At 66.8% G+C, this 26121-nt stretch carries 26 protein-coding genes; 13 read left to right on the top strand and 13 right to left on the bottom strand.

The genetic code is table 11. The features are described 5' to 3' along the window. Positions 1–62 precede the first annotated feature (62 nt). Genes glgC through pepN form a run of 4 tightly spaced genes read left to right on the top strand, consistent with a single transcriptional unit; the run spans position 63 to position 6572 of the window. Entirely contained in the window at positions 63–1307 is a 1245-nt protein-coding gene (gene glgC / locus IW252_RS12920; protein WP_196836928.1) for a glucose-1-phosphate adenylyltransferase, read from the top strand. A 57-nt stretch (positions 1308–1364) separates the two neighbouring features. Next, positions 1365–2864, top strand: a complete 1500-nt coding sequence (locus IW252_RS12915) for an SDR family oxidoreductase (protein WP_196836927.1) — start codon at positions 1365–1367, stop codon at positions 2862–2864. Beyond that, positions 2861–3940: a YeiH family protein gene (locus tag IW252_RS12910; RefSeq protein WP_331271541.1), complete on the top strand. Its 1080-nt coding sequence runs from the start codon at positions 2861–2863 to the stop codon at positions 3938–3940. Before IW252_RS12915 ends, IW252_RS12910 begins: the two co-directional genes overlap by 4 nt. Positions 3941–3947: 7 nt before the next feature. Then, complete coding sequence (gene pepN, locus IW252_RS12905; protein WP_196836926.1) at positions 3948–6572, top strand: aminopeptidase N; 2625 nt, start codon at positions 3948–3950, stop codon at positions 6570–6572. 93 nt (positions 6573–6665) lie between these two features. Here the strand turns inward: pepN and IW252_RS12900 are convergent, their stop codons facing one another. After that, positions 6666–7733, bottom strand: a complete 1068-nt coding sequence (locus IW252_RS12900; protein ID WP_196836925.1) for a lipoyl protein ligase domain-containing protein — start codon at positions 7731–7733, stop codon at positions 6666–6668. A 102-nt stretch (positions 7734–7835) separates the two neighbouring features. Then, positions 7836–8093: a type B 50S ribosomal protein L31 gene (locus tag IW252_RS12895; RefSeq protein WP_196836924.1), complete on the bottom strand. Its 258-nt coding sequence runs from the start codon at positions 8091–8093 to the stop codon at positions 7836–7838. 194 nt (positions 8094–8287) lie between these two features. On the opposite strand from IW252_RS12895, the gene IW252_RS12890 reads away from it, so the two are divergent. Beyond that, the gene (locus tag IW252_RS12890; RefSeq protein WP_196836923.1) at positions 8288–8725 is read left to right on the top strand and encodes a VOC family protein; all 438 of its coding nucleotides are present in this window, start codon (positions 8288–8290) and stop codon (positions 8723–8725) included. On the opposite strand, the gene IW252_RS12885 is transcribed toward IW252_RS12890, so the two are convergent. The 3 genes from IW252_RS12885 to IW252_RS12875 are packed head-to-tail and all read right to left on the bottom strand — an operon-like array spanning position 8722 to position 11147. After that, entirely contained in the window at positions 8722–9549 is an 828-nt protein-coding gene (locus tag IW252_RS12885) for a TrmH family RNA methyltransferase (RefSeq protein WP_196836922.1), read from the bottom strand. The two genes, IW252_RS12890 and IW252_RS12885, sit on opposite strands and share 4 nt — an antisense overlap. Then, positions 9546–10358, bottom strand: coding sequence for a sulfite exporter TauE/SafE family protein (locus IW252_RS12880; RefSeq protein ID WP_196836921.1), 813 nt, complete (start codon positions 10356–10358; stop codon positions 9546–9548). Before IW252_RS12880 ends, IW252_RS12885 begins: the two co-directional genes overlap by 4 nt. A gap of 6 nt (positions 10359–10364) precedes the next feature. Continuing rightward, positions 10365–11147, bottom strand: coding sequence for an ABC transporter ATP-binding protein (locus IW252_RS12875; RefSeq protein WP_196836920.1), 783 nt, complete (start codon positions 11145–11147; stop codon positions 10365–10367). 109 nt (positions 11148–11256) lie between these two features. Here IW252_RS12875 and serB point away from each other — a divergent pair, with 109 nt between their 5' ends. Together serB and IW252_RS12865 are read left to right on the top strand one after the other, a co-directional pair. Continuing rightward, positions 11257–12243 carry a phosphoserine phosphatase SerB gene (serB, locus tag IW252_RS12870; RefSeq protein WP_196836919.1) on the top strand — a complete coding sequence of 329 codons (987 nt, stop codon included), beginning with the start codon at positions 11257–11259 and terminating at the stop codon, positions 12241–12243. A gap of 118 nt (positions 12244–12361) precedes the next feature. Further along, positions 12362–14092 carry a VanW family protein gene (locus IW252_RS12865; RefSeq protein ID WP_196836918.1) on the top strand — a complete coding sequence of 577 codons (1731 nt, stop codon included), beginning with the start codon at positions 12362–12364 and terminating at the stop codon, positions 14090–14092. A gap of 110 nt (positions 14093–14202) precedes the next feature. On the opposite strand, the gene IW252_RS12860 is transcribed toward IW252_RS12865, so the two are convergent. Beyond that, positions 14203–14970, bottom strand: coding sequence for an SDR family oxidoreductase (locus IW252_RS12860; RefSeq protein WP_196836917.1), 768 nt, complete (start codon positions 14968–14970; stop codon positions 14203–14205). A gap of 128 nt (positions 14971–15098) precedes the next feature. Next, positions 15099–15824: a beta-ketoacyl-ACP reductase gene (gene fabG, locus IW252_RS12855; protein WP_196836916.1), complete on the bottom strand. Its 726-nt coding sequence runs from the start codon at positions 15822–15824 to the stop codon at positions 15099–15101. A gap of 147 nt (positions 15825–15971) precedes the next feature. Here fabG and IW252_RS12850 point away from each other — a divergent pair, with 147 nt between their 5' ends. From IW252_RS12850 to IW252_RS12840, 3 genes are read left to right on the top strand one after another with little or no spacing between them, the layout of a single operon-like run. Then, positions 15972–16364: a DUF3099 domain-containing protein gene (locus tag IW252_RS12850; RefSeq protein WP_196836915.1), complete on the top strand. Its 393-nt coding sequence runs from the start codon at positions 15972–15974 to the stop codon at positions 16362–16364. Beyond that, complete coding sequence (locus IW252_RS12845; RefSeq protein ID WP_196836914.1) at positions 16361–16633, top strand: hypothetical protein; 273 nt, start codon at positions 16361–16363, stop codon at positions 16631–16633. The genes IW252_RS12850 and IW252_RS12845 overlap by 4 nt, the downstream gene beginning before the upstream one ends. Before the next feature lie 4 nt (positions 16634–16637). Next, positions 16638–17534 (top strand): SURF1 family cytochrome oxidase biogenesis protein, encoded by an 897-nt coding sequence (locus tag IW252_RS12840; RefSeq protein WP_196836913.1) that lies wholly within the window; start codon positions 16638–16640, stop codon positions 17532–17534. Positions 17535–17561: 27 nt separating this feature from the next. On the opposite strand, the gene IW252_RS12835 is transcribed toward IW252_RS12840, so the two are convergent. After that, positions 17562–19163 (bottom strand): ABC-F family ATP-binding cassette domain-containing protein, encoded by a 1602-nt coding sequence (locus IW252_RS12835; protein ID WP_196836912.1) that lies wholly within the window; start codon positions 19161–19163, stop codon positions 17562–17564. Positions 19164–19286: 123 nt separating this feature from the next. Here IW252_RS12835 and IW252_RS12830 point away from each other — a divergent pair, with 123 nt between their 5' ends. Genes IW252_RS12830 through IW252_RS12820 form a run of 3 tightly spaced genes read left to right on the top strand, consistent with a single transcriptional unit; the run spans position 19287 to position 21337 of the window. Continuing rightward, positions 19287–19925, top strand: a complete 639-nt coding sequence (locus IW252_RS12830; RefSeq protein ID WP_196836911.1) for a biotin transporter BioY — start codon at positions 19287–19289, stop codon at positions 19923–19925. 24 nt (positions 19926–19949) lie between these two features. Next, positions 19950–20672, top strand: coding sequence for an energy-coupling factor ABC transporter ATP-binding protein (locus IW252_RS12825; protein WP_196836910.1), 723 nt, complete (start codon positions 19950–19952; stop codon positions 20670–20672). Next, positions 20669–21337 (top strand): energy-coupling factor transporter transmembrane component T family protein, encoded by a 669-nt coding sequence (locus IW252_RS12820; RefSeq protein ID WP_196836909.1) that lies wholly within the window; start codon positions 20669–20671, stop codon positions 21335–21337. Before IW252_RS12825 ends, IW252_RS12820 begins: the two co-directional genes overlap by 4 nt. Before the next feature lie 70 nt (positions 21338–21407). Here IW252_RS12820 and IW252_RS12815 read toward each other — a convergent pair whose 3' ends face one another. The 5 genes from IW252_RS12815 to IW252_RS12795 form a co-directional block, all read right to left on the bottom strand. Next, on the bottom strand, positions 21408–21743 hold the full coding sequence (locus tag IW252_RS12815; protein WP_196836908.1) for a metal-sulfur cluster assembly factor: 336 nt from the start codon (positions 21741–21743) through the stop codon (positions 21408–21410). A gap of 2 nt (positions 21744–21745) precedes the next feature. Beyond that, a complete protein-coding gene (sufC, locus tag IW252_RS12810) occupies positions 21746–22501 on the bottom strand; it encodes a Fe-S cluster assembly ATPase SufC (protein WP_196836907.1) in 756 nt (251 codons plus the stop codon). Positions 22502–22570: 69 nt separating this feature from the next. Next, on the bottom strand, positions 22571–23848 hold the full coding sequence (gene sufD, locus IW252_RS12805) for a Fe-S cluster assembly protein SufD (protein ID WP_196836906.1): 1278 nt from the start codon (positions 23846–23848) through the stop codon (positions 22571–22573). 2 nt (positions 23849–23850) lie between these two features. Next, on the bottom strand, positions 23851–25311 hold the full coding sequence (gene sufB, locus IW252_RS12800) for a Fe-S cluster assembly protein SufB (RefSeq protein WP_196836905.1): 1461 nt from the start codon (positions 25309–25311) through the stop codon (positions 23851–23853). Then, positions 25308–26054 (bottom strand): helix-turn-helix transcriptional regulator, encoded by a 747-nt coding sequence (locus IW252_RS12795; RefSeq protein ID WP_196837277.1) that lies wholly within the window; start codon positions 26052–26054, stop codon positions 25308–25310. The genes sufB and IW252_RS12795 overlap by 4 nt, the downstream gene beginning before the upstream one ends. Positions 26055–26121: the final 67 nt, after the last annotated feature.

Raw genomic sequence — 26121 nt, 5'->3', positions numbered from 1 at the left:
CTATACGTACTACGTCGATGAGTCACGGCTGACGGACCTCGACGCCACGAGAGGGAGTGCCGATGCCCAAATGTAAGGTGCTGGCCGTTGTTCTGGCCGGCGGAGAAGGCAAGCGACTGATGCCTCTGACGGAGGATCGGGCCAAGCCTGCGGTGCCATTTGCTGGGGGCTATCGGTTAGTCGATTTCGCCTTGTCTAACGTGGTTAATTCGGGATATCGGCAGATTGTTGTTCTGACGCAATACAAGTCGCATTCGCTCGACCGTCATATTTCGGAAACCTGGCGGATGTCAACACATCTGGGCAATTACGTGGCCTCCGTTCCGGCCCAGCAGCGGCTAGGAAAACAATGGTTCCTAGGGTCCGCCAATGCGATTTATCAGTCGATGAACCTGATTCACGACGCGGATCCGGACTACGTGCTCGTGGTCGGCGCTGACCACGTCTACCGCATGGACTTCTCGGCCATGCTCGAGGCTCACATCGCCTCGGGTGCCTCGGCCTCGGTCGCCGCTGTTCGCCAGCCCCTCTCTCTCGCCTCTCAATTCGGCGTCATTGAGCTCAACGACCAAGATCCCCACAAGATCGCGGGCTTCGTGGAGAAGCCAGAGACTACGGCCGGGCTCGCCGACGATCCCGACCGCTTCTTGGCTTCCATGGGGAATTACATTTTCACCAAGGACGCACTCATTGACGCGCTGAATCGGGACAGCCAACGCACTGACACTGCCCATGACATGGGAGCGGACATCATTCCCGAGTTTGTTTCGACGAACGACTGCGTGGTGTACGACTTCTCGAAAAATCCCGTGCCGGGCCAAGAGCCTGACGTCGAACGCTACTGGCGTGACGTGGGGACCCTTGACTCGTACTACGAGGCCCACATGGATCTCTTGGCGCCCGTCCCAGATTTCAATCTCTACAATCACGAATGGCCCATCTTCACGCGGCAAAATTCATCCCCGCCCGCCAAGCTGGTCCGCGGCGCGGACGGTACGCAGGGCCAAGCCCACGACTCACTCCTTTCCGCGGGAGTCGTCATTTCCGGTGGCCGCGTCGAACATTCCGTCCTTTCGGGGGATGTCTCGGTGAACAACCACGCCCACGTCGAAGACTCCGTGCTGCTCAACAACGTCACCGTCGGCGAGGGGGCGGTCGTCAAGCGTGCCATTCTCGATAAGAACGTAGTCGTTCCTCCGGGGGCGGAAATCGGTGTTGACTCCGCATTGGATGCCTCGCGCGGATTCCTCATCACGCCGTCCGGACTCACGGTACTCAGCAAAGGACAGACCGTCCCCGTCGACTAGCAGCGACGGCTCCCCCGCCTCGTTCGCACGGGCGGGACGGTAAAGTGGGGTGCCGTGATGAGCTCTGCCGACTCCGCCCAAGCGCCCTCAGCCTCCGCCCCTTTTTCTGACGAGGAGCTCGCCGCGTGCTTAAAGGTCCTCGAGTCCGTTCACACCTTAGAGGAGCATGACGCACGCTTTACCGCCGTGCGCCGGGCGACGGGTCGAATGTTCAAGGATGTCAAGCGATACCGGCGAGCGCAGGCGCGGCGCGCTGTCGCCGAGGCAGACCGCGCGGTAACGGAGCGAACGGCGACGGGATCGGCGTCTCGGCTCGACGATGAAACCGAGGGCTTGGATTTGGCGTCGAGTGCCTCGGGACCCAGTGCCGGCACATACACCCGGGCCCGTGACTGCTATGTGTGCAAGCGGTCCTACACGGTGGCAGATGCGTTCTACCACGCCCTGTGTCTGGAATGTGCAGAGAAGGGTCGGGGATGGCGTGAGGCGCGTACCGACCTGACGGGTCGGCGGGCGCTGCTGACGGGTGGGCGCGCGAAGATCGGCATGCATATTGCGTTGCGCCTACTGCGTGATGGGGCACAGACGACCATCACCACGCGCTTCCCCCACGATGCTGCGCGCCGTTTCGCGGCGGTCGAGGACAGTGCCGACTGGCTTGACCGGCTGACCGTCGTGGGGATCGATTTGCGCGACCCCGCTCAGGTGATTTCGCTGGCCGATTCGGTGGCGGCGGACGGACCGTTGGACATCCTGATCAATAATGCAGCGCAAACAGTGCGCCGCTCCCCGGGGGCTTACCGCCACCTCATCGACGGTGAATCCACTCCCCTGCCACGAGAGCTCATGGGCCCCGGTGGACCGACGGTGCGCGGGGCGACGCAGACTCCTGGGGCGCACCCTCGGGCCCTCGCCGCGGCGTTCGATCTCCGAGGGTCCGGCCTAGAGCACGCGGCGGCCATGGATCCGACGGACCTCGCTCGGCAGGCCATGACCGCGGGCTCGGCCTCCTTGGAACGGTATCGAGCAGGCACCGCCATCGACGCCGGGGGCCTGCTCCCCGACCACGTGCCAGAGAACAGCTGGACGCAGCTACTCGGTGACGTGGACCCTCTGGAGATGTTGGAAGTGCAGCTGTGCAATATGACGGCGCCCTTCTTGTTGGCGAGCCGACTGCGCCCGGCCCTGGCGGCGTCGAGCGCGCGACGAAAGTACATCGTGAACGTCTCCGCCATGGAGGGACAGTTCTCGCGCCGCTACAAGGGACCCGGCCACCCGCACACCAACATGTCCAAGGCTGCGATCAACATGCTGACGCGCACCAGCGCGGAAGAGATGTTTGAGGCGGACGGCATCCTCATGACGGCCGTGGACACCGGTTGGATCACGGACGAGCGCCCGCATGAGGACAAGCTGCGCCATGCGGAATCGGGGTGGCATGCGCCGCTCGACCTCATTGATGGTGCGGCCCGCGTCTACCACCCCATCGTCGCCGGGGAGGCGGGCACCGACCTCTACGGGTGCTTCCTCAAGGACTACGAGCGGTCCGCGTGGTGAGCGATTCTCCGGGCCGCGCCTCGTGGGGGCGCCGCGTGCGGGCCGTGGTGCCGGGGCTAGTGGCTGCGGGCGCCGCCGTCGGTCTCTCCGTCCTCGCCCACCTCGGCCTGCCTGCGCTCCCCGTGATGACCCTCTGCGTCGCGCTGGGGGCGCTAGCGGGCAACGTCTTGCGCGCACCAGTGCGGGCGGGGCACCCGTTGCGGCGCGCCGAATCCGCCCTACGGCCCGGGCTCTCTTTCGCCGGACGCACCCTCATGCGGGCGGGCATCGTCCTACTGGGCCTCGCGTTGGTTCCAGCTGACCTTGCGGCGCTCGGGTTCGACGGCGTCGCGGTGGTTGCGGCGGCGGTTGGAGCCGCGTTTGTGGGGACTTGGGCGGCGGCTCGCCTTTTCCGGCTCCCGGGGGACGAGCCCGTTCTCTTGGCCGCTGGCTTCTCGATCTGCGGAGCCAGCGCGATCGGGGCGATGAGCCAAGCCCGCGGTACCACGCGCGATGCCTCGACGCCGATCGCTCTCGTCACGTTGTGCGGCACCCTGTCCATCGCCGTCCTGCCGCTGCTGGCCGGATGGCTGGGGCTCGGGCCGCTGACGTTCGGGTATTGGGCGGGCGCGGCGGTGCACGACGTCGGCCAAGTGGTCGCCACGGCGCAGACCGCCGGCGCCGCCGCGCTCGCGGCCGCCGTCGTCGTCAAGCTCGTCAGGGTCCTGACGCTGGCTCCGGTCACCACCGTGGGGGCCTGGACCGCGCGGCGCCGCGCCGCGCGCCACGGGACTGACGGCGCACGTCAGCCGGGACGCCGGGCGCCCTTGGTCCCGCTGTTCGTCATCGGGTTCGCCCTCATGGTCGCGGCGCGCGCCACGGGGCTGGTGGCTCCAGAGGCCCTCGCGCTGGCCCACCTGGCGCAGGAGGCCCTGCTCGGGGCGGCGCTGTTCGGCCTCGGCTTCGCCATCGACCTGCGCGCGTTGTTTGCTTCGGCGTCCCGTTCGACGGGCGCGGCCCTCGTGGCGTGGGCCTGGATCGCGTTGCTGGGCCTCGGCGTGGCAGCGATCTTGTCAAACGGTTCTTTCATGGTCTAATGGCCATGTGGAATCGACGAAGAACCTGACCCGAACCGAAACTGCCCAGCGAACTGCCACCGTCTCCGATGTGGCGTACCGGCTGGAAATCGATGTCTCCTCAGCGGCAGACCCCAGCGTCTCGACCTTTGGATCGACGACGACGATCACCTTCTCCGCCACCCCGGGCGCCAGCACCTTCCTCGACTTTCTCCACGGTGGCGTTGACTCCGTCACGCTCAACGGAGCCGAGCTCCCCGTCGATGAGGTGGTCGGCGAGCACCGCATCACGCTGCCACATCTCGCGGAGGAGAACACGGTCGTGGTCGCCGGCCACGGGCTCTACTCCCGCAGTGGCGAGGGCCTGCACCGCTTCGTGGATCCGGCTGATTCGAACACCTATCTCTACACGCAGTACGAGCCGGCCGACGCCCGCCGCGTGTTCGCCAATTTCGAGCAGCCGGATCTTAAGGCCACCTACGACGTCTCCGTCACGGCGCCAGCCACCTGGCACGTTGCCTCCAACGGCGCGTCGCAACGCATGGACCACCACGGCAATGGCACCGCCACGTGGCACTTTGCGCGCACCCCACGACTGTCGACCTACATCACGGCCCTTCTGGCTGGCCCGTACCACTACGTGACAGACGAGTGGACGGGGACCACCGCCGACGGCGGCACCTTGACGATCGAGCTCGGCGCTTCCTGCCGCGCGTCGCTGGCCGATGACTTCGACGCGGACCGGATCTTCGACGTCACCAAGGCTGGGCTCGACCTGTTCCACCGCCTGTTCGCCTACCCGTACCCGTGGGGGAAGTACGATCAGGCGTTCGTCCCCGAGTACAACTTGGGCGCCATGGAGAATCCGGGCCTCGTGACGTTTACGGAAAGCTACGTGTTCACCTCGCGCGCCACCGCGGCCCAGCACGAGGGTCGCGCCAATACGCTGCTCCACGAGATGGCGCACATGTGGTTCGGCGACTTGGTCACCATGGCGTGGTGGGACGACCTGTGGCTCAAGGAGTCCTTCGCCGACTACATGGGCACGCTCGCCGTCGAGCGCGCCACGGACCTGGGCCAACCGTGGGTCACGTTCGCGAACCGGCGTAAGGCGTGGGCCTACGTACAGGACCAGTTGCCCACCACCCATCCGATCGTCGCGGACATTCCTGACGTCGATGCGGCCAAGCAGAATTTCGACGGCATCACGTACGCCAAGGGCGCTTCGGTCCTCAAACAGCTCGCCGCGTTTGTGGGCGAGGATGCCTTCTTTACCGCCGCACGGGCCTACTTTGAGCGCCACGCGTTCGGCAACACCACCCTGGCGGACTTTCTCGCGGTCCTCAGCGAAGCCTCAGGGCGGGACATGGGCGCGTGGGCAGAGGCCTGGCTGAAGACAGCCGGCGTACCCGTCCTCGGAGTCGATCTGGACACGGACGAGGACGGAACGGTGAGGTCCGCGCACCTCGTGCAGGAGGCGACCGATCCCGTGACGGGCGAGCCGGTGTTGCGCCCGCATGTCGTCCGCGTCGGCACCTTTGAGGTGATCGACGGCCGGCTGCAGCGCACGGGTAGCCACGAGGTCGAGCTCACGGGGGCCCGCGCGCCGCTCGAGCCCCTGGTGGGTCAGCCGCGCCCCGCCGTCGTCCTGCCGAATGATGAGGACCTGACGTACGCCAAGGTGCGCTTCGACGAGGAGTCGCTCGCCGTGCTGCTCGAGAGGCTGACCGAGCTGACCGAACCGTTGGCTCAGGCCACTGCGTGGGCCGCCCTGTGGAACATGGTGCGGGACGCAGCACTGCCGGCCGAGCGGTTCAGCCGCGCGGTGGCGGGCATGGTGGGGCAGATCGCCGAAGTCGGTGTCGTGCAGCTGGTCTTGGAGCAGGCAGAAACCGCTCTGAACCGGTATGCCCCACCCAGCGCCCGTCCGGCGGCGCTGGAGGCCCTTTCCGACACCGTGCTGGGACAGCTTCGGGACGCCGAGGCCGGCTCGGATCATCAGGTCGCCTACGCGCGGGCCGTCGCGCGGCTGGGTCGTTCAGAACACGTCTCAGCCGCCGTGGACTCCACCGTGGACGGGCTCTTGGCGGGCACGACGTCGTTCGCTGGACTCGACGTGGACGAACAGTTGCGCTGGGCCCTAGTCCAGGCCCGAGCGGCTCGCGGCCGGGCCGATCAAGCCGAAATTGATGCGGCGCTGGGCTCCGCCCCGAGTGCCGTGGCCACCGTGGGACATGCTTTGGCTTCCGCCGCCCGCCCGGAACCCGAGGTCAAGGGGCGCGCCTTCCGCGCGGTCATGGCGGGGCGCGATCATGAATCGAACGTTCTTTCGAATGACGCCTTGAGCGCCACGGCGGCGGGCTTCCAGTTGGGCTCGCACGAGCTGCTGGACGGCTTCTCCGCCGAGTACTGGGGTGCGCTCGAGGACCTGTGGGCGCGGCTCAGCATCGGGCTCGCCACGCGCACCGTACAGGGCCTCTTCCCGGCGGCGCAGGACATCACCGCCGAGGGCGTTGACGCGAATCCGGCGCTGCAGGCAGCCCGGGCCTGGCTCGCCGGGCACGAGACGGCTCCCGCCGCACTGCGGCGCGTCGTCTTGGAACAGACCGACACCCTGGAACGGACCCTGCGGGCACAAAGCGCAGCACTTTAGCGCACCACCCCGCACACGCGGCTCGGCCCCGGAACGCTGGCGCAGCGCCGGGGCCGCTGGCGCAGCGCCGGGGCCGAGGCACCTCCCCCGCACCTAGGGGACGCGCTGGACCCACTCGTCGGCGGTGAACTTGGTGCGCGCGAGCTCCTCCGCCCGAGCGAGCGTTTCCGGATCCAGCGCGGCCCGCTGGGCTCCGTAGCGGCGCTCGAACACGCCCATCATGACGTCGAAGATCTCGGCGCGGCTGCGGCCTGCCTGGCGCTTGAGCGGATCGACGCGCTTTGTGGCGCTGGCAATCCCCTTGTCGGAGATTTTCTCCCGGCCGATGCGCAGCACCTGCATCATCTTGTCCGCGTCAATGTCATAGCTCATCGTCACGTGGTGCAGCAGCCCCCCGTTAGCCAGCCGCTTCTGCGCGGCGCCCCCGATCTTGCCGTGCGCGGTCGCGATGTCATTCAGCGGCTTGTAATGGGCCTCGATGCCCACATCGGCCAAGGCCTCCATGACCCACGCGTCGAGGAAGGGGTAGGAATCGGCGAAGCTCACCCCATCCACGAGGGAGGCCGGCGCGGACAGCGAGTAGGTGATGCAATTGCCGGCCTCCATGAACATGGCCCCGCCGCCGGAAATGCGTCGCATCACGGTCACGTCGTGCGCGGCCGCGCCAGCGGGGTCCACTTCATTGGCCAATGACTGAAAACTGCCAATGACGACGGCCCGTTCAGACCAATCCCACAGCCGCAGGGTCGGCTTGCGGCGCCCGGCCGCGACGTCGCGCGTGATCACTTCGTCGAGCGCCACATTGGTGGCGATGGGCAGGTCCACGGGAGGGAGAATCTCCCACTCGTGATCGGCCCACGTGGTGGCGTGCCCCAAGGCACGGCGTGCCGCCGTGGCCACGGCGGCGGCGTCGAAGCCGATCATGGCGGCCCCCTCGCGCAGACCGTGCACGACGGCGTCGCGCAGTGTGGCGTGGGAGGCGTCGGCGGGCAGACCCGTGAGGGCGGCGTTGAGGTCCTCGAGGGCCTCATCGGGCTCGAGGAAGAAGTCGCCGTTGAGATTGGCCCGGGCGATGGTCCCGTCGGCCACGTCGAGATCGGCGACCACGAGCTTGCCGCCGGCCACCTTGTATTCGCCGTGATGATGTTCTGTTGAGCTCATGGTCTCCATCCTAGAAGTCTGGCCGGGACGCCGAGTCCGTTAAACGACCGTGGGCCCACCCCGTGCATGACGGAGTGGGCCCACGGCTCAGGCAGGGAAGACTTACTTCTTGCCGCCGAAGTTCTTGAAGCGAGCGTTGAAGCGCTCCACGCGGCCCGCGGAGTCCATGATGCGCTGCTTGCCCGTGTAGAACGGGTGCGAGGCGGCGGAGATCTCAACGTCGATGACCGGGTAGGTGTTGCCGTCCTCCCACTCGATGGTCTTCGCCGAGCTGATGGTGGAACGGGTCAGGTACTTCTCGCCGGAAGCCAGGTCGCGGAAAACGACCGGTGCGTACTCGGGGTGCGTGTTTGCCTTCATGAATAAACCTTTGCTCTGTGCCCCTGGATTTTGCCAGTGGCTGGTTCTGTATCGGTGGTGACCACACAGGTGGACCGACGCACTATCCTATCGCACGCCGCTGCACGAGGACAAACAATCGCCGCCGAGCCGACGGTGATCAGGTGCCGCACGACCCCTCGCCAGCCTGCACGGACAGGAGTACCCTTCCGACCATGGGCATCACACTCGAAAACGTCGGGATCACCGTACGGGATCTAGAAGAGGCCATCGCCTTCTTTACCGATCTGGGACTCGAGGTCGCCGGCCGAGATACGGTGAGCGGTGAGTGGGCGGAGACGGCCGTGGGTCTGGACGGCAACCACGCAAAGATCGCCGTGCTCAGCACACCCGATGGCGCCGGCCGCGTGGAGCCTATCGAATTTCTTCACCCGGAGGCGATCGAGACCGAACCGACGCGTCCGAACGAGATGGGCATGCACCGCGTCGCGTTCTCCGTCGATGACCTCGACGCGGCGCTCGAGGTCGCGGCGCGGCACGGCTGCTATCCCCTGCGCGGGGTGGCCAACTATCAGGGGGTCTACAAGCTGACGTACCTGCGCGGGCCGAGCGGCATCCTCGTCATGCTCGCCCAAGTCCTGCACGGTAGCTAGCGGGAGCGGAGCTCCCAGAACGCAACCGCCGAGGCCGCCGCCACATTGAGCGAATCGACACCGGCCGCCATCGGAATGACCACCTGCACATCGGAGTCCGCCAGCGCCCGCTCGGAGACGCCAGCGCCCTCCGTGCCTAGGATGAGGGCCAGCCGCTCGTGGTTCTCCGCCGCGACGACGTCGACCGACTGGGCCGCGTCCGTCACCTCAAGCGCGGCCAGGGTGAACCCGGCCGCGCGCAGGTGCGCCACGGCCTCGTGCCACGGGCCCAACCGCACCCACGGGATCTGGAACACCGTCCCCATCGAGACGCGGATCGCCCGGCGGTAGAGCGGATCCGCGCACCGCGGCGTGATGAGCACGGCATCGACGCCGAGGGCCGAGGCCGAGCGGAAGATCGCGCCGACGTTGGTGTGGTCAGCAACGTCCTCAAGGATCGCCACGCGGCGGGCGTCCCGCAGGACGGCCTCGAGGTCGAGCGGGGCCGGGCGCTGCATCGCGGCGAGGGCGCCGCGATGCAGGTGGAAACCGGCGATTCGCTCGAGCAGCTCGGGCTCGCCCACATACGCCGGGACGTCCGGGAACTGCTCCAACAGGTCGGCGAGCGCCGGGAGGTGCTTGCGGGCGAAGAAGAAGCTGCGCGGAGCGTGCCCAGCGGCAACGGCGCGGCGCACCACGGTGGTGGATTCGGCGATGTAGCGGCCAGCGGCCGGGTCGGCGGCCTGCCGCAGCGCCGCGTCGGACATGGCCAGGTAGTCGGCGACGCGCGGATCCGACGCCGGATCGTACGCCTCACCCTCGGCCGGAGTGAGGTCGACGATCATGCCCCGGTCACCAGGCGACCGATCATGTTCACGAGCGCGAGCACGCCCAGCACGACGATGACGCCGCGCAACCACGCCGGCGAGAGCCGCCGGCCGATCTTGGCACCGACAAACCCGCCGATGAGCGAACCGACCGCGATGAGGGCGACGATGATCCAGTCGATCCGCTCGAAGGCGAACAAGAGGTAGGAGATCGCAGCGATGAGATTCACGCCGAGGGACAGGATCACCTTGATGGCGTTGGACTGCTGCAGCGTGCCGTGGAAGAACACACCGAGGATGCCCATAAGCAGCACGCCCTGCGCGGCCGTGAAATAGCCGCCGTAGACGCCGGTCAGGAAAACCAACACGTACAAAACGATCGGGAGCCGTTGGCGGTCGGCCAGCTCAGGGTGGACGTGCTCGGTCCCGGAACGCCGCTTGGCCCACGCCGAGAGCTTGGGCTGAAAGAGCACGAGCGCAATGGCAACGACGATCAGCACGGGGGCAACGACGTCGAACACCGACTCGGGAAGGTGCAGCAGCAGGTAGGCGCCCACGAGCCCGCCCACGAGGGAGACGGGCAGGAGTTTCAGCAGGGTCTTCGAGACGCTGCGGGCTTCGCGGCGGTACCCCCACGCACCGGAGAAGCCGCCGGCCACCAAGCCCATCGCGTTGGAGACGATCGCGTTGACCGGCGCGGTGCCGAGGGCCACCAGCACGGGGAAGGTGACCAGTGATCCGGAGCCGACGATCGTGTTGATCGTGCCAGCCCACAGGCCAGACAGGAGGATCAGTGCCTCCTGCCAGTAGTTCAGCAGGGCCTCCATGCCCTGTTAGCGGGCGAGGGCGGTGTAGCGGCCGCCGTTGTCGATCAGCTTCAGATCGGCGTCGAACGTCGCGGCCAAGTTTTCCTCGGTCAGGGTGGCGCCGAGCTCCCCTGCGGCCACCACGCCGCCCTCGCGCAGCATCAGCACGTGCGTGAAGCCGGGCGGGATCTCCTCGAGGTGGTGGGTCACGAGCACCATGGCCGGCGCGGCCTCGTCGGCGGCCAGAGTGGCGAGTCGGGAGACGAGGTCTTCGCGCCCGCCGAGGTCCAGCCCGGCGGCCGGCTCGTCAAGGATGAGCAGTTCGGGGTCCGTCATGAGCGCCCGGGCAATCTGAACCCGCTTGCGCTCCCCCTCGCTCAGGGAGCCAAAAGGGCGGTTGATCAGCGTGGACATGCCCCATTCGTGCAGCAAGTGGAAGGCGCGGCGCTCGTCGAGCTTCTCGTATTCCTCGCGCCAGCGGCCGGTGGCGCCGTAGGCGGCGGTGACCACGACGTTCAGGACGGTTTCCTGCTCCGGGATCTGCGCGGCGAGTGCGGCCGAGGACAGGCCGATCAGCGGGCGCAGCTCAAAGACGTCCACCCGACCCAGCTTCTCACCCAAGATGGTGGCCGTTCCCGAGCTGGGGTGCATACGCGTCCCCGCGATCTGCATCAGCGTCGTCTTGCCGGCGCCGTTGGGGCCGAGCACCACCCAGCGCTCGCCTTCCTTAATCGTCCAGTCGATCCCGTCCAACAGCGTCTTGCCGCCCCGGCGCACGGAAACAGCGGCAAAATCCAACACGTCACTCATGGTGAAAACACTAGGCCAGCGGCGCGCTTTTCGCCCACCCGACGTGCGGGGCCCGTCATGATCGGTTCGCCTTTTGCCCCACGCTGCCTGCCCCACGGAAAATGGCGGCATGGAGATCACCGCTCACGTCGTCCACGTCCACCCCGCCGATTCCCCCGCGGCTCTCACTTCGGCAGCCCTTCAGGCGGCGCTCTCGGCGGTGGGTACCGTCGTCGAGGTGAGCGCGGTTCAGTGCCCGGACGTGTCCGACGACGCCACGCACGCTCCCGCGCCCCGATTCGCCGGGGAGCGCCTCGCCATCACCGGTGCCGAGGTGCCGGCGCTACGCGCCGCCGTTGACGCCGCGCTGGCCGACTCGGGGGTCCCGACGCCGCAGGACGATGGAGGGGCCGGACGGTCGGGTGAGACGGTCGCCGTCGTCCCCGCGGCCCTGACTCGCGCCGACACCAAGCTCCTCATCATGGACGTGGACTCGACGCTGATTCAGCAGGAAGTCATCGAGCTCTTGGCAGCACACGCGGGGCGCGAAGCGGAGGTCGCCGAGGTGACCGAGGCCGCCATGCGCGGAGAGCTCGACTTCGCCGAATCGCTGCACGCACGCGTGAAAGCCCTCGCGGGCCTCGACGCGGCGGTGATCGACGAGGTGCGCCAGCGTGTGGCTTTCTCCCCCGGCGCGCGTGAGCTGGTGCGGGCCTTCAAAGCAGCGGGTCATATCGTTGCCGTCGTCTCCGGCGGGTTCCAACAGATCCTGGCGCCCTGGGCGGAGGAGCTTCACCTGGACCACGCGCTGGCCAACGAATTGGAGGTCATCGAAGGACGCCTCACCGGGCGGGTCGTCGGTGACGTCGTGGACCGCGAAGCCAAGGAACGGCACCTGCGTGCTTGGGCGGCCGAGCACGGGCTGGAGCTCTCCGCGACGATCGCGGCCGGCGACGGAGCGAATGACCTCGACATGGTGTCCGCCGCAGGGCTGGGTGTGGCCTACTGCGCCAAACCGGCCCTCGCCGTCGCCGCCGACGCCCGCATCGACCTGCCCCGCTTGGACCTGCTGGGCGTGTACGCCGGCGTCGACGTCGCCTCTAGCACAATCCGATAACAACCCGTGGCCTGCGCCCCGGCGCGGGGCTCAGATGACACCCGCTGCCGTTAGTCTTGGAGCTTGGTGCGCCCTCTCCGGCGCGTCACACACCAGCAACGGAAAGCACTGAACGCACGTGACGTCACAACGCAAGACTCTGAGCCGCGCCGCCAAAGGATGGCTCATCGGCGGTTCCACGGCCGTCGTGCTGGCGGGCGGCTACGCCCTAGCCGCCGTCGCGCTCAGTGGGCAGGTGCCGCACGGGACCACCGTGCACGGGGTCGACGTCGGCGGTTTGGCGTCTCAGGCCGCCGTGGACCGCTTGGAATCGGAGCTCGGGCCCTTAGCCGAACGCGACGTTGAGCTGACGGCCAACGCGGAGACCGTGACGATCGACCCGGCGCAGGCGGGGCTGGAACTGGACTTACCCGCGACCATCCACCCCTACACCGAATTCACGCTGGATCCACTGGTGCTCTGGCAGCACGTGGTCGGCGGATCGGAGATCGCGCCGGAACAAGCCGTGGACGACGACGCGTTGCGAGCGGCGCTGACCACAGCCGCCGAAACGCTCGACGTGGCCCCCACGGAGGGTGCGTTGGGCTTCAACGAGATTGAACCGGTGATCACAGAGCCGATGGCCGGTGCCCAGGTGGCTCAGGACGCCGCGTTCGGAACCGTCGTTGAGCGTTGGTTCGACGCGGCCGCACCCATCGACTTGCCCACCACCGAAACGCCGCCCGAGGTCTCCGCCGCCGAGTTTGAACGCGCCGTGACTGACCTGGCCGAGCCGCTCGTCGCGGATCCCATCACCATCCGGGCCGAGGAACAATCCGCGGAGCTCTCTCCACAGCTGTTGGCCAACAGCGCCACGTTCGTTGCCGACAACGGGCAGGTGCGGTTGGAACTGGATGAGGAAAAAATCGTCGAATCAGTCGGCCAGGACAACCCTGAACTGGGCCTCGAAGCGAAGAACGCGCAGGTGGTTCTCGAGGACAGCCGGCCCACCATCATCAAGTCCACCACGGGCTTGCGCGTGAATCCTGAGGGCCTCAGTGAAAAGATCGTCGCCGCGTCGACCACGGAGGAGCGCTCCGCCGTCGTCGAGGCCGAGGTCACCGAGCCGGACTTCACCACCGAGGACGCCGAGGCCTGGGGCATTGACGAGGAGATTCTGACGTTCTCCACGCCCTACCCACAGTACGATTCGGTGCGCACGCAGAATCTCGAGGCCGGCCAGCGCAAGCTCAACGGCGTGATCGTCGAGCCCGGAGAGACGTTCTCCCTCATCGAGGTCTTGGGCCCGATCACGAAGGAGAACGGCTACTTCGAATCGGGCGTCGTCGAGGAGGGGTTCTCCACCACCGCCCTCGGCGGGGGGCTGTCCCAAATCTCGACGCAGATGTTCAACGTGGGCTGGTTGGCCGGCTACGACGACGTCGAGCACCGGCCGCACTCCCGCTGGTTCGAGCGCTACCCCGCTGGACGCGAGTCCACCCTCTGGGAGGGGCAGATCGACATGAAGTGGAAGAACAACACGGACACGGCCGTGATGATTCAGGCCTGGGTCGGCGACGACCGCGTGTACACGCGGCTGTGGGGCACCAAGTACTGGGACGTAACCACCTCGACCAGCGAGCACTACAACTTCACCGAACCGGAGACCAAGTACAACGAGGCCGACGAATGCGTCTCCGAGTCCGGCGGACAGCGTGGTTTCACCGTCACCAACACGCGGACTCGCGTTTCCGCTGATGAATCGCTGCCGCGCGAGACCCTGACGTGGACCTATGCCCCGTGGCACGAGGTCGTCTGCGGGCCGCCACCGAGCGAGGACGAGGACGACAACGCCGACGACGACTCCTAACCGGTCTCGCTCGTCATCATCGGTGCAGCAACGGCGAGGGGCCGCCAGCGATCGACTCGCTGGCGGCCCCTCGTGACTGGAAGCCGGTCTGCCCGGACGGGCGTTACGGATTACTGGCCGGCGGCCAGGAAGTCCTCCGCGCCACCGACGTACTCGGTGTGGCCGTGTTCGACGTCGGCAGTAACCATGGCAGAGACCTCGGCGGCAAACTCCTCGACGGAGTAGAGCTTGCCAGCGGCCTCGCGGCGGGCCTCGATGGCCCCCGGCGTGGATCGATCCAGCAGCGTGGCGGTGATGGTGCCTTCGATCATGTCCCCGGAGACGACGACGAAGGTCAGGCCCCGCTCAGCAAGCTGCGGGAGGCGTTCACGGAGGGCGTCCTCGCCCGCGCGCTTGGACTGAGCCACCGGAACGTAGGCGTCCATGGTGGGCACCGTCTTGATGAAGTGCGCCTGATGGCTGGTCACGAAGACCACACGACCGCCCGGCTGCATCGCGGCCGTGGCCGCCTCCAGCATGTTGACCTGGGCGTCACGGTTCAGGCGCAGCGCGTAGTCCTCGCCGAGGCCGGACTCCATCCCTCCGGAGGCGTTGAGGACCAGAATATCCACGCTCCCAAACTGCTCGACGGCGGCATCGACCAGCGACTGCGCCCCGCCATCCGCGGTCAGGTCCGCGCCCACGGCAATGGCCCGTCCGCCAGCTTCCTCGATCGCCGCGACCACTTTGTTAGCGCGGGGGGCCTTTTGCCGGTAGTTGACCACGACGTTGGCGCCAGCGGCGGCCAGCAGTTTGGCCGTCTCCGCGCCGATTCCGCGGGACGATCCCGTGACGATCGCCGTCTGACCGCTGAGATCCGCAACAACTGGTTCGCTCATGGTGGCTCCTCATTCCTTTTTCTGTGGGAAAGCGTCAAATAGCCCTACGCACGCAGGGCGCCCGGACCTATTTTGCCAGTGCCGGGCGCCCGCGACGCTTGTAGGAACCCTCCAAGTTCGTCCGGTGGCTAGTGGCCCATTCCGAGCCCACCGTCGACCGGGATGACCGCGCCCGAGATGTAGGCGGCCTCCGGCGAAGAGACCCACCGGACCACGTTGGCCACTTCGTCCGGCTCGGCAAAGCGATTCGCCGGAATGGAGGACAGGTAGTTCTTCTGGGTGTCCTCCGGCAGCGCGGCCGTCATCTCCGTTTTGATGAAGCCGGGTGCCACGACGTTGGCGGTGATTCCGCGGCCACCGAGCTCGCGCGTGATGGACCGAGCCATGCCCACCAGCCCGGCCTTAGATGCCGCGTAGTTCACCTGCCCCGGAGACCCGTACAGCCCCACCACGGAAGAAATGAGGACAATCCGTCCGCGCCGGAGTTTCAGCATCCCCTTGCTGGCGCGCTTGGTCACGCGGAATGCTCCGGCCAAGTTCGTGTCGAGTACCGAGGTGAAATCGTCCTCGCTCATGCGCATGAGCAGCGTGTCCTTGGTCACGCCAGCGTTGGCCACGAGGACCTCAACGGGCCCGTGCTCCGCCTCCACCTCGCTGAAGGCGGCATCGATCGACGCCGCGTCGGTGACATCGGCGCGCACGCCCAGCAAGCCCTCGGGGACGTCACCGCTGCGATAGGTGATGGCCACCTTGTCCCCGTTCGCCTCGAAGGCGCGGGCGATCGCCAGCCCAATGCCTCGGTTGCCGCCGGTGATCAGAACGGAGCGCGGCTCGGGCGCCGTCGTGTCAGACATGTCAATCCTCCTGTGGTGCGGCCCCGGTGACCTCCGCTGGCCGCGTCGATGGTTGCTCGGCGGCCATCCTATCGGCCGCCGCCCGATTCTGGTCCACGCACCCGGCAGTGAGACAATGGGTCACGGAGCAACTGCAGGAAAGAGCTGATGCGCGAACCAGAGACACACAAGATCACGGAGGCCGACGAGTCCCACAGCGTCGACGTGCACTCGCGCATGTTCAAATACACGCTGACGATGGCCATCCGTGTGGTGTGCTTCATCGCGGCCTTCTTCTTCCTCGATTCTTGGTTCGTCTGGGTGTGCCTCGCCGGCGCGGTCCTGCTGCCCTGGGTAGCCGTCGTCGTCGCTAACGGAGCTGGCCGTGACCACCTCCGCGAATCCGGCGCGTCGAGCGTCATTGATCACGCACCGCAGGACGCCCTGACAGCTCCAGAACCGGCCGAAGAGGGACCCGTCACGCTGGAGGGTGAATTCTACGAAGACCCGCCGGCCGCGGCGGACGCGAAGACACGCCAGGAGCGCAGAGAGCAGCCATGAGTATTTTCGATCAGCTCGCGGGTACCGACGGGCCGGAGCAGCCCACCTGTTCCCGCAAAGGATGCCGCGCAGCCGCCGCGTGGACCCTGCTGTGGAACAACCCGCGCATTCATACCCCCGAGCGGCGGAAACAGTGGCTCGCCTGCCCGGACCACGTGGCGTGGTTGCAGGATTACCTGACCCAACGTGGGTTGTTCAAGGACAGCGTCCCGTTTGACCCCGCCGCTACCCCAGGCCCCCGCCCGGAATCTGGCCCCAAGGAGTCCTAGGCCCGTGTACCGCTTTTTGATGAGCACTCGCTGGTTCGGCTGGCTCGCTCTGGTCTGTGTGTTCGCGCTGGCCTGCGCCGCACTCGGCAATTGGCAAATGAACCGACTCGATGAGGCCAAGGCCGCCAATCAGATCGTCGAGAACAATTACGACGCCGAGCCGCTGGCTTTTTCCGCTGCGGAGGGCTTCTTCGAGCAGCTGCCGGAGCAGCAGGAATGGACGCCCGTCCTGATGCGCGGCGAGTACTTGACCGAGGACACTCTGATTGCCCGCAATCGGCCGCTGAACGGCCGCCCGGGGTACGAGGTCCTGGTCCCGTTCCGCACGGACAGCGGCGACGTCGTGCTCATCGATCGAGGCTGGTTGCCCATCGGCAACGAGCACGCCGGCCGGCCGGACACCGTCCCAGCCCCGCCAGCGGGGACCGTGGAGGTCACCGCGCGGCTACGCGCCGGCGAACCAACGCTGGACCGCGGCGCCCCGGAAGGCCAAGTCGCGTCCATCGACTTGCCGCACATTCAGGAACTCTTGGGATACGACGTCGCCACGGGCGCCTACGGCGCGTTGGCCGCTGAGTCCCCCGCCGCTGCCGAGACGCCAGCGGCACTGGAGCGCCCGGTCCTCGACGAGGGCAATCACCTCTCCTACTCCCTGCAGTGGTTCGCGTTCGGCGTCCTCGGGTTCGTCGCCCTCGTCTGGGCCGCACGCCAGCAGGCTCGGATCAACCGCGAGGATCGTGAGGAACGCGCGGAGGCCGAAGCCGCCGGACTGGAGGTCAAGCACTCCGCCTACCGGGCGCCACGCCGCAAGACGCCCTCCCGCCGGGATGGCGCCCCCACGGACGAGGAGATGGAAGACGCCTATCTGGACGCCCTCGAGGACCAGCGCAGCCGAGGCTAGCTGCCCCGGTCACGCTAGGCCGCGACGCTACGCGAGGGTCACGAGCTCCAAGTACTCGTCGCTGAACAAATCTTCGTCGCCATCTGGGAGCAACACCACGCGCTCGGGATTGAGCGCCTCGACGGCGCCCTCATCGTGGCTCACCATGACCACGGCGCCTTCAAAGCTAGCCAGCGCTCCGAGGATTTCTGCGCGGGAGGCGGGATCCAAGTTGTTCGTTGGCTCGTCGAGTAGCAACACGTTGGCGCTGGAGGCGACGATCGTCGCCAGCGCCAGGCGCGTCTTTTCTCCACCGGAGAGCACGCCGGCCGGCTTGTCCACGTCGTCACCGGTGAACAAAAACGAGCCGAGGATGCCGCGCACCTCCGCATCGCCCAAGTGGCTCGGCGCGGCGTTGCGCATGTTCTGCAGCACGGACGCCTCGTGATCCAGCGTCTCGTGTTCCTGCGCGTAGTAGCCGATCTTGAGCCCATGGCCTGGCTCCAGCTCCCCGGTGTCTGGTTGGGTGACGCCCGCGAGCATCCGCAGCAGCGTCGTCTTGCCAGCACCATTGAGCCCGAGGATGACCACCTTGGAACCGCGATCGATGGCCAGGGAAACATCGGTGAAGATCTCTAGCGAGCCGTAAGACTTGCTCAGGCCCTGCGCCATGAGCGGGGTTTTGCCGCACGGTGCAGGGGTGGGGAAGCGCAGCGCGGCGACCCGGTCCGTCTGACGCACCTCCTCGAGTCCGGCCAACAGCTTGTCGGCGCGGGCCGCCATCTGCTGGGCGGCGGAGGCTTTGGAGGCCTTGGCCCCAAACCTGGCGGCCCGATCCTTGAGCTGGGCGGCCTTTTTCTCCGCGGTGGCGCGCTCCTTGCGGCGGCGCTCCTCATCAGCCACGCGCTGGTCCTGATAGCGCTTCCAGCCCATGTTGTAGACGTCCACCGTGGCCCGCATCGCGTCGAGGTAGAGCACCTTGTTGACGGTGGCCTCCAACAAGTCCGTGTCGTGAGAGATCACCAGCAGCCCGCCCTGATGATTCTTCAGGAACTCACGCAGCCAGGTGATGGAATCGGCGTCGAGGTGGTTGGTGGGCTCGTCCAACAGCAAGGTGTCCGCGTCCGAGTACAGAATGCGGGCCAGCTCAACGCGGCGGCGCTGTCCGCCGGAGAGCGTCTTCAGCGGCTGATTGAGAATGCGCTCGGGCAGCGCCAGATTATTCGAGATCGCCGCGGCCTCGGACTCGGCGGCGTAGCCACCTCCGGCCACGAATTCGGCTTCGAGCCGATCGTAGCGGCGCATGGCCTTCTCGCGGACGGCATCGTCCTCACTGGCCATGTCCTCCTGCGCCTTCCGCAGCTTGCCGACGACGGCGTCGAGCCCGCGCGCCGAGAGAATGCGGTCCCGCGCCAGTTGGTCCATGTTCGGGGTCCTCGGATCCTGCGGGAGGTACCCGATCTTGCCGTTGCGGGTCACCGTGCCAGCGGCCGGCTCCCCCTCCCCCGCGAGCACCCGAGTCATGGTGGTTTTGCCGGCGCCGTTGCGGCCCACGAGGCCAATCTTGTCGCCATTATCAATGCGGAAGGACACCTCGTCCATGAGGAGCCGGGCGCCGGCTCGCAATTCGAGGTCGGCTACGGAGATCACCGGCGGGTTTCCTTTCGACGGGGACGCGGAAATGACAGACGGTCCAGTCTAGCGAGTCTCGCTCGTGTACCATCATTGAACACCGTTCAATTCGGGTCCTTGTGGCCCCGCAGAGGAGCTTTCGTGACACATCACACCGATCCGACGACGCCGGTCTCCGGTTCCGCTGTCAGCGCGCCGCAGCGTGAGTCTCGCTGGGGGGCACGCGACGTCGCGCTCATCGCCGTCTTCGCTGCCGTGATCGCCGTGCTGGCGCTCATCCCCGCCATCCCCGTGGGCCCACTCGGCGTACCGATTACCCTCCAAACCTTGGGCGTCGCCCTCTGCGGATTGATCCTCGGCGGGCTGCGGGGCAGCACAGCGGCGTTGCTGTACGTGGTGGTGGGCCTCGCTGGGGTGCCGATCTTCGCCAAGTTCTCCGGCGGCCTCGCCGTGCTCGCTGGCCCGACCGCGGGATACCTGATCGCTTTCCCGCTCAACGCGCTGATTACGGGTGCTCTCGCCACGCTGGTCCTGCGCCGAACGCGCCGTTTCCGCCTGCTGTGGCTCTTCGTCGCCGCCTTTGCCGGCTCGGTCATCGCGACCCACCCCTTGGGCATCCTCGGCATGAGCCTGGTCATGGATCTGCCGTTGGCGCAGGCTGCACTGTACGACCTGCCGTACTGGCCGGGAGACCTCCTCAAGTGCTTCCTCGCTGCGGCCATTGCGGCGACAGCCTTCAAGGCCTTTCCACGCCTGGCTCGCCGCGATTTCCACGCGTAGTCCAGGGTGTGGGTTACTAGAGGTATGACCGAGATCGGTGTTGAGTTCGACGCCGCCACTGTCAGCGTCGAAGACCACGCTGGGGGCGAGGCCGCCAGACGCACCCTGCTGGCACCGACCACCTTGTCCCTGACGGAACCGCGCATTGCCGTCGTCGGCGCGAACGGCTCCGGTAAGTCCACCCTGCTCAAACTCATCAACGGGCTCGTACGCCCGACCGCGGGTGAGGTGCGAGTCGGCGGATACAGCACGACCGCGGAGCCAAAGCGTGTGCGTCGCCTGACCGGTTTTCTCTTTACCGATCCTGCGGCCCAACTAGTCATGCCGGTGGTGGTCGAGGACGTCGAGCTATCCCTGAAGGCGACCGTCAAGGACCGGCAGGAGCGGCGAAGCCGCGCCCTCGCCACCTTGTCCGCCCTCGGCATCTCCCATCTCGCCGAGCGCAGCGTCTTTGACCTCTCCGGTGGCGAACGGCAGCTCGTCGCCCTCGCCTCGGTCCTCGCCGCGGGACAGCGCCTGCTCGTGGCCGACGAGCCCACCACCTTGCTGGATTTGCGCAATCAGGCCCTGCTCGAGCGAACGCTCGACACGCTGGAGCAGCAGGTCATTTATGCAACGCATGACCTCGACTTCGCGGCGCGGGCGGACCGCGTCCTGGTGGTCGATTCCGGGGCGGTGGTCTACGACGGCGACGCGGGTGCGGGCCTTGAGGCCTACCGCGCGCTCGCGCTGGGAGCCGCGTCGTGAGCGCGCGCTTTTCCACCCTGGGTCTGGCCCTGCCCGGACAGTCCGTGATTCATCGCGCACCGCTGTGGGCCAAGTACCTCGTCGTATTGATGGTGGGCATTCTGGCCCTCGTCTGGCGCGAGCCTGCGGTGGCTGCAGTCCTCACTGGAGTCACCGTGCTGCTCTTCGCCCTGGCCGGACGACTCGTGCTCCGCGCCTGGGCGGCGCCACTGCGCATGCTGTGGTGGATGTTCGCCATTCTGGGCGCCCACCAGTGGTGGCTGGCCTCCAGCGGTGGCGCCGATCCGCTCGGCGGCGCCTTGCGAGCCTTCGCCGTGTTGGGGGGAATGTTCGCGGCGCTTCAGGCGGCCCGGCTACTCTTGCTCACCACGCCGTCGTCCGTCCTGCTTGACGGGCTAACGTGGGCCTTCGGTCCCCTACGCTACATCGGCGGCAGCCCGGAAACAGCGTCGCTGACGGTCAACGTTATGCTGCGCAGCGTCCCGGCGATCGCCCAATCCGCCGCCGACGTTTCCGACGCAGCGAAGGCACGCGGGTTGGGCCGCAATCCGTTGGCGCTGGCCGGGCCCGTCGTCGTCTCCGCGATCGACTACGCGCACCGCACTGGGGACGCGCTCGCCGCCCGCGGCCTCACAGATCACGATTCCGAGGACCAGCCAGGATAAGCAGTGCCGCGACGCACAAACGGCGGGCCGGAGCACCATGCTCCGGCCCGCCGTTTGTGTGGGTGAGGACTCAGATGTTGAAGCCGAGGGCTCGCATCTGGTCTCGGCCGTCGTCGGTAATCCGCTCCGGACCCCACGGCGGCATCCAGACCCAGTTCAGACGGTGCTCGTCCACGACGCTGTCCAGCGCGGAGGCCACCTGCTCCTCCAAGACATCTGTCAGCGGGCAGGCCGCCGTCGTCAGGGTCATGTCGATGAGGAGCGTGCCCTCGTCGTCGTACTTCAGCCCATACAACAGGCCAAGGTCCACCACGTTGACCCCCAGCTCGGGGTCAATCACGTCCTTCAGCGCCTCCTCGACATCTTCGAGGGGCGTCTGCGTGCTGCCCTGGGTTGCCTCGCTCATGGTTAGGCCTTCACCAGGAAGCGATCGTAGCCCTCTTCCTCGAGCTGGTCAGCCAGCTCCGGGCCGCCCTGTTCGGCGACGCGGCCGTCGACGAACACGTGCACGTAGTCCGGCTTGATGTAGCGAAGAATGCGCGTGTAGTGCGTGATGAGCAGGGTGCCCATCTCATTCTCTTCGCTGGCTCGGTTGACGCCCTCCGAGACGACCTTCAACGCGTCGACGTCGAGGCCCGAATCGGTCTCGTCGAGCACGGCGAACTTCGGCTTGAACAGCTCCAGCTGAAGAATCTCCACGCGCTTCTTCTCGCCGCCGGAGAAGCCCTCGTTCACGTTGCGGTTCGCAAAGTCGGCGTCGATCTTCAGGTTCTCCATGGCCGCCTTGACGTCCTTGGTCCAGTGCCGCAGGCTCGGCGCCTCGCCGTCGATGGCCGTCTTGGCCGTGCGCAGGAAGTTGGTCATGGTCACGCCAGGGACCTCAACCGGGTACTGCATGGCCAGGAACAGGCCGGCGCGGGCGCGCTCGTCGACGCCCATCTCCAGCACGTCCTCGCCGTCCAGCAGGATCTCGCCGGAGGTGACGTTGTAGCGCGGGTGGCCGGCGATCGTGGAGGCCAGGGTCGACTTGCCGGAGCCGTTCGGGCCCATAATGGCGTGCGTCTCGCCGGTCTTGATGGTCAGGGTCACGCCCTTGAGGATCTCCTTCGGCCCCGATTCGGTGTCGATCGAGACGTGCAGGTCCTTGATTTCCAGAGTAGACATTGTGTCCGTATCTCTCCTGATAAGCCGCACACGCGGCGGGTTCGTTGGATTCGGGTGGCCTGCGTGGGCCTAGTTGTCGGTGGCAGCCAGTTCGGCTTCGACCGTCTCGTTGAGGCGCTCTTCGAGGTCGGTCACGCCGATCTTTTGGATGATCTCGTTGAGGAAGCCGCGGACCACGAGTCGGCGCGCGGTCTTCTCGTCGATGCCGCGAGCCATCAGGTAGAACAGGTGCTCGTCGTCGAAGCGGCCCGTGGTGCTGGCGTGGCCAGCACCCTCGATCTGGCCGGTCTCGATTTCGAGGTTCGGCACCGAGTCCGCGCGCGTGCCGTCCGTGAGGACGAGGTTGCGGTTGGCCTCGTAGGAGTCGGTTCCCTCGGCGTTCTTGCGGATCAGCACGTCGCCCACCCACACCGTGTGCGCGCCCTCGCCCTGCAGCGCGCCCTTGTAGAGCACGTTGGAGGTGCAGCGGGGCTGGTTGTGGTCCACGAGGAGCCGGTGCTCCAAGTGCTGACCGGCGTCCGCGTAGTAGAGGCCGTACATCTCAGCCTCGGCGCCCGGCGCCGAGAACTTGGCGGATGGGGTCAGGCGCACCACATCGCCACCAAAGGAGACGGCCACGTGCTTGTAGTAGGCGTCCTTGGCCACCACGGCCTGCTGGGTGGACAGGTGGATCGAGTCGTCTTCCCACGCCTGCAGCGAGACGAGTGTCAGCTTGGCACCCTCACGCACGTCGATCTCGACGTTCTGAGCAACCACAGCGGAGCCAACGTGATCCAGGACGACGACGGCGCTCGAGTTGGCCTCGGCCACGATCACCACGTGCTGGGCGGCGGCCTCGCGGTGCTCGCCCGTGATGGTCAGCGTCGCCTCGACGTCTTCGGCGCCCGCGCCGATCGTCAGCACTGAGGCCTCGGCGGCGGCGTTCCACGCGTTGGCGGAAACGCGGTCATCCGGGATACCGGCACTGCCCACGCGGGCGTCGTCCATGCTCACGGTCTCGAGGGTGGCGTTCGCCGTGCCGGAGAGCGCCACGGCCGGAGCCGCGCCGGTCGGCGCACCTTTGTGCAGTCCGCCCAAGCGCTTCAGCGGGGTGAAGCGCCAGTCTTCTTCACGGCCGTTGAGCTTCGGGAAGTCCTCGAGGTTGTAGCTCGTCGGGCGTTCACCGCGCGACGCCGCCGGCACCTCAGCGGCCGGGCCGTGGCTGTGCGCCGTCGACGCGTCGCCGCCAATCGGGGAGCTCGACTCGTTCAGCGGGGAGAGGTTCTCGCCTTCCTCGGTGAATCCTGCGATCGACGGCGCGCCGATGCGCGCCTTCTCGCCGGAGAGTGTAGTTGCGGTATCAGTCATGATTAACCGACGGATCCTTCCATCTGAAGTTCAATGAGGCGGTTGAGCTCGAGCGCGTATTCCATCGGCAGCTCGCGGGCGATGGGCTCGACGAAGCCGCGGACGATCATGGCCATGGCCTCGTCTTCCTCGAGGCCACGCGACATGAGGTAGAACAGCTGCTCCTCCGAGACGCGGGAGACCGTCGCCTCGTGCCCCATCGTCACGTCGTCCTCACGGACATCGATGTACGGGTAGGTATCGGAGCGGCTGATCGTGTCGACGAGCAGGGCGTCACAGACCACCGAGTTCTTCACGCCCTTCGCGCCCTCGCGCACCTGGACGAGGCCACGGTAAGCGGAGCGTCCGCCGTTGCGGGCCACCGATTTGGCGACAATCGACGAGGACGTGTTCGGGGCAATGTGCACCATCTTGGAGCCGGTGTCCTGATGCTGGCCCTCACCGGCGAAGGCGATCGAGAGGGTCTCGCCCTTCGCATGCTCGCCGACGAGGTAGACGGCCGGGTACTTCATGGTGACCTTCGAGCCGATGTTGCCGTCGACCCACTCCATGGTGGCGCCCTCTTCGCAGATCGCGCGCTTGGTGACCAGGTTATACACGTTGTTGGACCAGTTCTGGATGGTCGTGTAGCGAACGCGAGCGCCCTTCTTCACCACGATCTCCACCACGGCCGAGTGCAGGGAATCCGACTGGTAGATCGGCGCCGTGCAGCCCTCGATGTAGTGCACGTAGGAGTCCTCGTCGGCGATGATGAGGGTGCGCTCGAACTGACCCATGTTTTCGGTGTTGATCCGGAAGTAGGCCTGCAGCGGGATCTCCACGTGAACGCCCTTGGGAACGTAAACGAAGGACCCACCGGACCACACGGCCGTGTTCAGCGAACCGAACTTGTTGTCTCCGACCGGAATGACGGAGCCAAAGTACTCCTGGAAAATCTCCGGGTACTCCTTCAGGCCCGTATCCGTGTCGAGGAAGATCACGCCCTGCTTCTCAAGGTCCTCACGCAGCTGGTGGTAGACCACCTCGGACTCGTACTGCGCGGCCACACCGGCAACCAAGCGCTGCTTTTCCGCCTCCGGGATGCCCAGCTTGTCGTAGGTGTTCTTGATGTCCTCGGGCAGGTCGTCCCACGTGGTGGCCTGCTTCTCCGTCGAACGAACGAAGTACTTGATGTTGTCGAAGTCGATGCCGGACAGGTCGGCACCCCACGTCGGCATCGGCTTGCGCTCGAAGTACTTGAGGCCCTTCAGGCGCATCTCGAGCATCCACTCGGGCTCGCCCTTCTTGGCCGAGATATCCCGCACGACCGCTTCGTCTAGGCCGCGCTTGGCGTTGGCACCGGCGTCGTTCTTGTCGGCCCAACCGTACTCGTAGTTACCAATCCCGTGGAGCTCCGGATTCTTCTCCAGGATCTCGGTGATCACGCCGGGATCGGCGGTCTCCTGTGCAATCTGATCCGTCATCGCGGCCTCTCCTGCTTGTTGATCTTGATTCGAGTTCTCTTTTCCGCACGTTGCGGGGTCTTATGTCGCCCGACGGGGACGTGAGTGGTGCACACGTGGCCGCCACTGGCGAGCGTGGACAATCGGCGCACATCCACGCCGAGCAGCCGCGCAAAAATTTTGGTCTCCTCATCACAGAACGCATCAAACTCGCCCGCTAATCCCTGAATGGGACAATGCCCTTGGCAGAGCTGAATGCCCTGAAGCGCCTCGGGAAGGTTCGCGCCGATATCGCGGGTATAGCCGACGAATCCGTCGTCAGCCAGCGCCCCAGCCAGAGCGTCAGCCCGCGCCGCCACGTCGTCACCGGCGGCGTCGACGATCGGCTGATACTTCTTCTCCATGGCGGCGAAGCGGCGCGCGGCGAATTGCCGGACCGCGTCCTCGCCCGCCACATGGGCTAGGTCCGTCAGGGCTTCGGTGGCGATATCGAGGTAGTCGTTGCCGAGTTTTGTTTGACCGCGCTGGCTGAGGACGTAGCGACGAGCAGGGCGACCGGCGCCACCCGCCTGATTGGCGACCAGCTTGACCTCGACAAGCCCTTGCTTACTCAGCGTGTCCAAGTGTCGGCGCACCGCGGCAGGGGTGAAGCCGAGGGACTCCCCGAGCTCGGCGGCGCTCACCGGCCCCTGCTTGAGGACGGCCTGCAACACGCGATCTCGGGTGCGTTCCTCGGTCTCTGGTGCCCGGGACGTGGGCGTCATGGAGCCGTTGTCCGGAGTCGTCGACTGGGATGAATACACAACACAATCATGACTTATTGAGGCGCTC

This window comes from Zhihengliuella flava (assembly GCF_015751895.1).
GTDB lineage: Bacteria > Actinomycetota > Actinomycetes > Actinomycetales > Micrococcaceae > Zhihengliuella > Zhihengliuella flava.
Note: the sequence above shows the minus strand (reverse complement) of the source record. Positions and strands in the feature narration are given on the sequence as shown.